We start from the raw sequence: 7,499 nt of genomic DNA on the forward strand, positions 1-7,499 counted from the left end.
CGCGCTGCAGCTCAAGTTTATCGCTAGACCGGGACGATAGACCAGTCCTAAGCAGGTTCCGCAAAAGCGCCCACGATTTGCGATCAGAACCTGCGGAGGAATCTAAACCCGATAATCGTGGGTGAACCCATGAAAATCTGCTTATTGCATGCTCTACGTGCCGCGCGGCTTCGCCCGCGTCGTGGGCGCGGCATTGGCGGGATCCTCCGGCCAGGGGTGTTTCGGGTAGCGTCCGCGCATGTCCGCGCGCACATCCTTCCAGGAGCCGGCCCAGAAGCCCGGCAGGTCGCGGGTGGTCTGGATCGGGCGGTGGCCGGGTGAGATCAGCTCGAGAAGCAGCGGCAGCCGGCCATTGCCGATCGTCGGATGCGTCTTCAGTCCGAAGAGTTCCTGTACGCGGATCGACAGGAGCGGCTCGTCGCCCTCGTAACGGATGGGGTGCCGTTGGCCCGTCGGCGCTTCGAAATGTGTCGGTGCGAGCCGCCCGAGGTCGCGCTGGAGATCATGGGGGACGAGGGAGAGAAGGCCTTCGGCAAGGTCGCGCCCTTTGATGCCGTCGATGCCGCCGGCTTCCCCTTGAAAGCGGACGAACCATTCCTCGAGGCGGGAGAGAAGTGCCGTATCGGACATATCGGGCCAGGGCTCGCCGATCGAACGGTGCAGGAAACCGATGCGGTCGCGCAGCTGCTGCACATCCTTCGGAATGGAAAGTGTAGCCAGCCCCAATTGTCGGACGCCGTCGGCGAGCGCCCTTGCGGCCGCCTCGCCGGTCGGTCGGGGCATTGGTGCCTCCTCGAAGATGATGGCGCCGAGCCGCGTCACCCGCCGGGCGCGCACCTGCCGGCTCGTCCGGTCGAAAAAGCTCTGCTCCTCGCGGACGATCGCCTCGGGCATATGCACTTCGACCTCCGCCCGGTTAATCTCTGCGGCGGCAAGGACCCGCTGCGCACCCGCCCGTCCCGTCAGGTCGGCGACCACCAGCATTTCGGCCGCCGCCAGCCTTTCGGTTTCCGGCACCTCCGCACCGCGTCCATTGGCCATCACGAAGCGGCCGCGGCCGCCACGCTGAAGCGCAATGCGATCGGGAAATGCGTGCATCAGCAGCGGGCCCGGCAGGGCGCGCGCGCCATTGGTCCTTGCCCCGCCGAGGCCCGCGGCCATGCGTCTGGCGAGCCCGCGGGCCGCTTCAGCCCTTTCGCCGCGATCGCTTCGGAAGCGTCGCAGCCGTTCTTCGATGTCGAGACCGTTGCCGCCGAGACCCTGCTCGGTCAGCATCACGGCAATGAGGCAGGCTTCCGCCGCCTGGTTCTCCTCGGCGGCCGAGACCGCCATGGCGGCGAGCCGCACGGGCAGCGCGAGGTCGCGGATCCTGCGACCCCTCGGCGTCAGCGCGCCTTGGACATCGAGCGCGCCGAGGGCGACGAGCAGGCCGCGTGCCTCGCGCAGGGTCGCCTCCAGCGGCGGGTCGAGGAAGGCAAGCGATGACGGATCGGCAACGCCCCAATGGGCGAGATCGAGCAGCAGACCGGAAAGGTCGCTCGCGAGAATCTGCGGCGGGGTGAAGGCGGCAAGCGCTGCCGTCTGCCCCGCATGCCACAGCCGGATCGCGATGCCCGGCTCGGTTCGCCCGGCGCGCCCGGCCCGCTGGTCGGCGGATGCGCGCGAAACGCGTACGGTCTCCAGCCGTGTGATCCCCGTCGAGGCTTCGAATACCGGCAGCCGCTGCAAGCCGCTGTCGATGACAATGCGCACTCCGTCGATGGTGATCGAGGTCTCGGCAATCGATGTCGCAAGCACGATCTTGCGCGTGCCCGGTGGTGCCGGCCGGATTGCCGAATCCTGTTCCTTCTGGCCGAGATTGCCGTAAAGCGGCACGACCATGGTGTTGTTGCCAAAGCGTCCGGAAAGCCGCTCCGCCGTGCGGGTGATCTCGGCCTGGCCGGGCAGGAAGGCGAGGATCGAGCCCGCTTCGGAGCGATGCGCCTCGGTGATCGTGCGCACCACTGCGTCCTCGACGCTTTCGGACAGGTTCCTCGTCTCGTGGCGGATTTCCACCGGAAAGCTGCGGCCCTCGCTCTTGAGCACGGGTGCGTTGCCGAGCAGTTCCGAAACGCGCTCCACGTCGAGCGTCGCCGACATGACGATGATCCTCAGATCCTCGCGCAAGGCCGACTGCACGTCGAGCGCCAGCGCGAGACCGAAGTCGGCGTCGAGCGATCGCTCGTGGAATTCGTCGAAAAGAACGGCTGAAACGCCGGAAAGCTCGGGATCGTCCAGGATCATGCGGGTGAAGACGCCTTCGGTCACCACCTCGATCCGCGTTTTTGCGGAAATGCGGTTGTCGAGCCGCATGCGGTAGCCCACGGTCTCCCCAGGCTTTTCGCCGAGGAGTTCGGCCATGCGGCCTGCGGCAGCCCGTGCCGCAAGGCGGCGCGGCTCGAGCAGAATGATCTTGCCGTTTCTCGCCCAAGGCTGGTCGAGGAGGAAGAGCGGTACCAGCGTCGTCTTGCCGGCGCCGGGCGGCGCCGAGAGCACGACCGACCGCGCATGATCGAGTGCTCCGCCGAGCGCGGGCAGTATCTCGCGAACCGGAAGGGGCGGAAGCAGTCGCATCAGCCGTCTCCCTCGCGTCCGATCTCGATCACCAGGCCGCCGGCGGCTTCCGCGTCGGCCTCGTCATGGGTAACGAGAACGGCCGGCAATCGGGAAGCCCTCGCCTTGAAAAAGACGAGGTCGCGCGTCTGCTGGCGAAGTGCCGTGTCGAGTTTCGAGAAGGGCTCGTCGAGCAGCAGGAAACGCGGCGCCGAGATGAGCACGCGCTGCAGGGCGACGCGGGCCTTCTCGCCGCCGGAGAGCGTTTCCGGATCGCGATCGAAGAAGCCGGCAAGCCCGACCTCGTCCAGTGCCTGCTCGGCCAGTTCGCGTCGTGCCCGGCGGCCGCTGACCGATTGCGGGATGGCGAACAGAATGTTGCCGCCAACGGACAAGTGGGGAAAGAGCAGCGGATCCTGGAACAGGATGCCCGCATGGCGCCGGTTGGCCGCAAGCCCGGTCAGATCCTCGTCGCCGATCAGCACCTTTCCACTGGCCTCGAATGCCGGATCGAGAAACCCGCCGGCAAAGGCTAGCAAGGTGGACTTGCCCGACCCGGAGGGGCCCATTACGGTCAGGATCTCGCCCGGCATCACCGTTGCCGAGAGCGCAAGCAGCGTCCGCCCCGCGAGCCGGATCCGAACATCCGACAGCATCAGCGATTTCGACCTGGTTGGGGAGTTGGCCCTGGCGAAGTCCTGCATTCACGTCCTCATGGCGCGCCGGTTGCGAAATAGCAACTGCGGCCCGAGCGACGCAAGGAGAAATGCGAGGAAAGGCAGAAGCGCCTGGACGAGCGCGTAGACTCCGATGACTCGCCGGTCGCCGCCGGAGGCCAGCGCGACCGACTCGGTTGCAATCGTCGTCACTCGTCCCGCGCCGATGAGCAGCGTCGGCAGGTAAAGGCTGACGGACACCGAAAACCCGACGGCAAAGGCGGTGAGGCAGGCCCGGAAGAGCATCGGCAGGCGCACCGTGATCAGGATTCGCAAAGGGGACTTGCCGAAGCCGGCGGCGATTTGCTCGAAGCGCGGGTCGAGCGCACGCCACGGCGAGGAGAGCGATAGCAGCACGTAGGGCAGCACGAACAGGAAGTGTGCCGCAATCACCGTCGCAAAGGCGGGCTTCAAGCCAGCGGCGAGGATGAGGACCTGCAGGCCGAAAATGAAACTGATCTCCGGCAGCAGCAGGGGAAGATAGAGCGATTTGTAGCCTATTCCGTTGCTGCCGCGCGCTGCGGCGCCGTTCCGGTTGAGAAGCAGGATGGCAATGAGCAGGGCGAGCGAGGCTGCGGAGACTGCAAGCGCGATCGTGGCGCGAAGCGGCGGCCCGATTTGCGGCAGGCTGCGAAGCCAGATTCGTGGCGTGATATGCATCGGTAAGCTATCGGGAAAGGGCCAAAGGCCCGCGACCGACCAGAGACCGAGAGCAGCAAGCCCCAAGAAAATGAGAACGGCCGAGGTGGCCATAGCGACCGCCGATGCAAGCCGCAACGCGCCGTCATTTCGAAAACGCCGTCCGGTTGCGGTCATTCGGACAAGCGCGATCCTGCCGAGCCGTTCGACCGCGAACCACAATGCGATCGCCATACCGACGACGGCAAGCTGCAGCATGGCGGCAGCCGAAGCGAGAAAACGCGCGCTGAGTTCATGATCCGCCGTCCACTGGGCGATGCGCACCGGCAAGGTCGCCGGCAGTTGCGGCCCGAGAATGATGGCGACGTCGACCACCGAAACGGAATAGACGAGTACCGCAAACACGGCGAGCCGGATCTGCCGGTAGAGGGCAGGCCAGAGGGTGACGAGAAACCCGCTTACATGGCCGTGGCCGAGCGCCGCGGTCAGTTGTCGCGATCGGCGAAGCGGAAGCTGTGGCAAGGCCGCGAGCGCGACCAGAAAGAGAAAGGGAATTTCCTTCGCGACAAGCCCCGCGATCATCGAGAGCGCGAGCGGATCGTTCGGCACCAGCCATTGCGGCGGCCGGGCGAAGCCCGTCAGCTCGGGCGAGATCAGCCGAAGCAAAAAGCCCGAGGGCGCGATCAGGAAAGCGAGCGCGAAGGCGGCGGCGGCGTGCGGCACCGCCAGCAGAGGCGAAACCAGGTGCTGGATGCGCGAAAAGACCGGCGTGCCGGCGAATCCCGCCAGGAAGGCGCCGACAATCGCGACCGAAATCGATGTTGTTACCAGGCCGGCGACAAGCCCCGTGAGCGCCGAGCGCAGGATATGCGGTTGGCTCGCAAGCTCGGCAAAATGGTCCAGCGTGAACCGGGCTTCCCCTAGCGCGGGGAGATAGCCAAAGGCGGGCAGGGCAACTCCCGCCACGCCGGCAAGCACCGGCAGTCCGAGAATGAGGACGAGCAGCCGGTTCGCGTCGAAGAGAGGGTGTGCGCCCGTGTCAGTTGGGGGCGCCATAACGCCGGATCCATTCAGCCTCGATGCGCGTCATCCAGCTGGGATGCGGTTCTTCGAGGGCCGGTCCGAGCTCATCGGGCTTGAGCGTCGCCACACCCAGGTCGAGATTTTCGAAGGCGGATCGATCTGCTGTCGGAAGCTTACCCAGAGAAAGAACCGTCGGATCGCCCCAGATCTTCGGATCTTGCTTGTGCAACTGCGCCTCCGGCGAAAGCAGGAAATTCGCAAAGAGCAGCGCGCCCGCCTTCGCCGTCGCATTGTAGGGGACGGCGAGGAAATGCGTGTTGCCAAGCGTACCCCCGGAAAAAACGAAGGAGCGCACCGTCTCCGGCAGCTCGCCATTCGCGATCGCCGACGAGGCCTCCGCCGGGTTGAAGGCGAAGATGATGTCGAGTTCGCCGTCGGCAAGCTTCTGCTTCATGTCCGGATAGTTCTGCGGATAGGCCTTGCCTTGGCGCCACAACAGCGGCTTCAAGCGGTCGAGATAGGCGAAGAGGGGGGCAGTATCAGCGGCGAACATCGCCTCGTCGACCGGTTTCTGCAGCTTGCCCGTATCGTCGATCAGTTCGATGAGCACCTGTTTCAGAAAGCTCGAGCCGATGAAGTCCGGCGGCTGCGGATAGGAGAAACGCCCCGGATTGGCCTTAGCCCATATCAGCAGTTCCTCGGCCGAGTCGGGCAGTTCGTTCGCTTCGGTGCGGGCCGAATCGTAGAAGAACACGAGCTTTGCGCCGCCCCAGGGGCTTTCCAGCCCCTCGGTCGGGATGGTGAAGTCGGTTAGCACCGTCGGCTTTGTCTCGTGATCGACATAGCGCCAGTTCGGCAATCTCGTCGCCCAATCGGGCCCAAAGAGCAGGCCCTGCCTCTTCATCGCCGCGAAGTTCTCGCCGTTGATCCAGATGAGATCGACCGAGCCGCCGTCATCCTTGCCCGCCGATTTCTCGGCGACGACCGTCGCCACTGCCTTTGCCGTATCGTCGAGCTTCACATGGACTACGGAGACGCCATGGCGGGCCTTCATCTCCTCGCCCGCCCACCCGATATAGGCGTTGATGGTCTCGGAACCGCCCCAGGCGTTGAAGTAGACCGTCTGGCCCTTGGCCTCGGCGACGACCTTGTCCCAATTGCCGGGATCGGCGGCGACCGCACCGCCCGCAACTGCGCACGCCAATAGGAGTGCCGCGGCGATTTTCCCTGCCCATTCGACCATGTCGTTCCGCTCCCCTTTGCTGCCGGCGAGGGTAAGGCCCTGATAGTGGGCGTCAATCCGGGTTGCCGATGGCAGCCGTCACGATTCGGTGAGGTGGCCGGCCGGTGCGACGAATCCCTTGCAAAGCCTACGCCCGGCTTGCCTCGAAGGCGAGCACGGCGCCGGCGAGATCCTCGAGAGCCGCGCCGACCGACTTGAAGAGGGTGATCTCGTCGGGTGCGGTGCGCCCGGGATGCTTGCCCCGCGCGAGCTCGAAGAGATCGGCGCGGATCGCATCTTCCGTGATCACGCCGGCACGCAGCGGCTGGACGATGTCGCCGCCTTCGCTGAGGGCGCCTTCGCGCGTGTCGACGAAGACGTTGGCACGACTGACTGCCTCATCGTCCGACTCCCGCATACTGGGCTTGAAGGCGCCGATGAGGTCGAGATGGGCGCCCGATTTCAGCCAGTCGCCGCGGATCAGCGGCTCGGTGGAGAGCGTCGCGCAGGAGACGATGTCCGCCTCGCGGGCGGCCGTTTCGAGGTCGCTTGCAACCGAGACCTCGACGCCCTGGAGATCGAGCTCGTGCGCGGTCGCTTCGGCTTTCTTTGGGTCGCGTCCCCAGATGGCCACTTGGCGGATCGGGCGTACGGAGGCATAGGCCTCGATGAGGTTCGTGGACAGCCGCCCTGTGCCGACCATCAATAGCCGGCTCGCATCTTGGCGCGCGAGGTACCGGGCCGCAAACGCGGAAGCCGCGGCGGTGCGCCGGGCGGTGAGTTCGCCGCCGTCGATGATCGCCAACAGTTCCCCGGTCTTGCCGGAAGACAGCAGATAGCTGCCGTAGATCGCCGGAAGTCCCCGCGTCTGGTTGCCCGGGAACACCGAAACCATCTTCACGCCGATATAGGCGCCCGGCTGCCAGGCCGGCATCAGGAGCAGCGTCGCATCCGGCTCACCCGGTACCTCCACACCGTGATGGTGACGAACGGGCATGACACAGCCGTTTGCAAACATGTCGCCGAGCGCCTCAACAAGGCGATCCCAGGGCAGCGCCGCGCGCGTCTGGGCGGCATCCAGTACCAGCATTTTTGGTTCTCCTTCCGCGAATACCCGGTGACACTAGCAGCCTTTCTCGGGCAGGGAAAAGTGGGTCAGGTCTTGTGGCTGTTCGGGCATGGAGGTCTGCCAGGACGGATTTTCGAAAATTTAACCGCCAGGTCAATCTTTCGCCGGTACTGAGGGTTGCATTTTGGCGCAAATTTCTCGCAAGATGAAAATAGCCGGTCTTTTCAAGGGATTATCA

General features: G+C 65.4%; 5 protein-coding genes. All 5 read right to left on the bottom strand.

Annotated elements, in window-relative coordinates; genetic code table 11:
• Nucleotides 1-153: 153 nt before the first annotated feature.
• The 5 genes from hrpB to lhpI all read right to left on the bottom strand — a co-directional run bounded on the left by hrpB (nt 154) and on the right by lhpI (nt 7,282).
• Nucleotides 154-2,613: an ATP-dependent helicase HrpB gene (gene hrpB, locus SJ05684_RS16455; RefSeq protein ID WP_034852529.1), complete on the bottom strand. Its 2,460-nt coding sequence runs from the start codon at nt 2,611-2,613 to the stop codon at nt 154-156.
• Nucleotides 2,613-3,296 (bottom strand): ATP-binding cassette domain-containing protein, encoded by a 684-nt coding sequence (locus SJ05684_RS16460; protein ID WP_034852527.1) that lies wholly within the window; start codon nt 3,294-3,296, stop codon nt 2,613-2,615. Before SJ05684_RS16460 ends, hrpB begins: the two co-directional genes overlap by 1 nt.
• The gene (locus tag SJ05684_RS16465; protein ID WP_034852525.1) at nt 3,297-5,003 is read right to left on the bottom strand and encodes an ABC transporter permease; all 1,707 of its coding nucleotides are present in this window, start codon (nt 5,001-5,003) and stop codon (nt 3,297-3,299) included.
• Nucleotides 4,987-6,213 carry an ABC transporter substrate-binding protein gene (locus tag SJ05684_RS16470; RefSeq protein ID WP_034852524.1) on the bottom strand — a complete coding sequence of 409 codons (1,227 nt, stop codon included), beginning with the start codon at nt 6,211-6,213 and terminating at the stop codon, nt 4,987-4,989. Before SJ05684_RS16470 ends, SJ05684_RS16465 begins: the two co-directional genes overlap by 17 nt.
• Before the next feature lie 127 nt (nt 6,214-6,340).
• Nucleotides 6,341-7,282: a bifunctional Delta(1)-pyrroline-2-carboxylate/Delta(1)-piperideine-2-carboxylate reductase gene (lhpI, locus tag SJ05684_RS16475; RefSeq protein ID WP_034852523.1), complete on the bottom strand. Its 942-nt coding sequence runs from the start codon at nt 7,280-7,282 to the stop codon at nt 6,341-6,343.
• Nucleotides 7,283-7,499: the final 217 nt, after the last annotated feature.

The organism is Sinorhizobium sojae CCBAU 05684 (assembly GCF_002288525.1).
Lineage (GTDB): Bacteria > Pseudomonadota > Alphaproteobacteria > Rhizobiales > Rhizobiaceae > Sinorhizobium > Sinorhizobium sojae.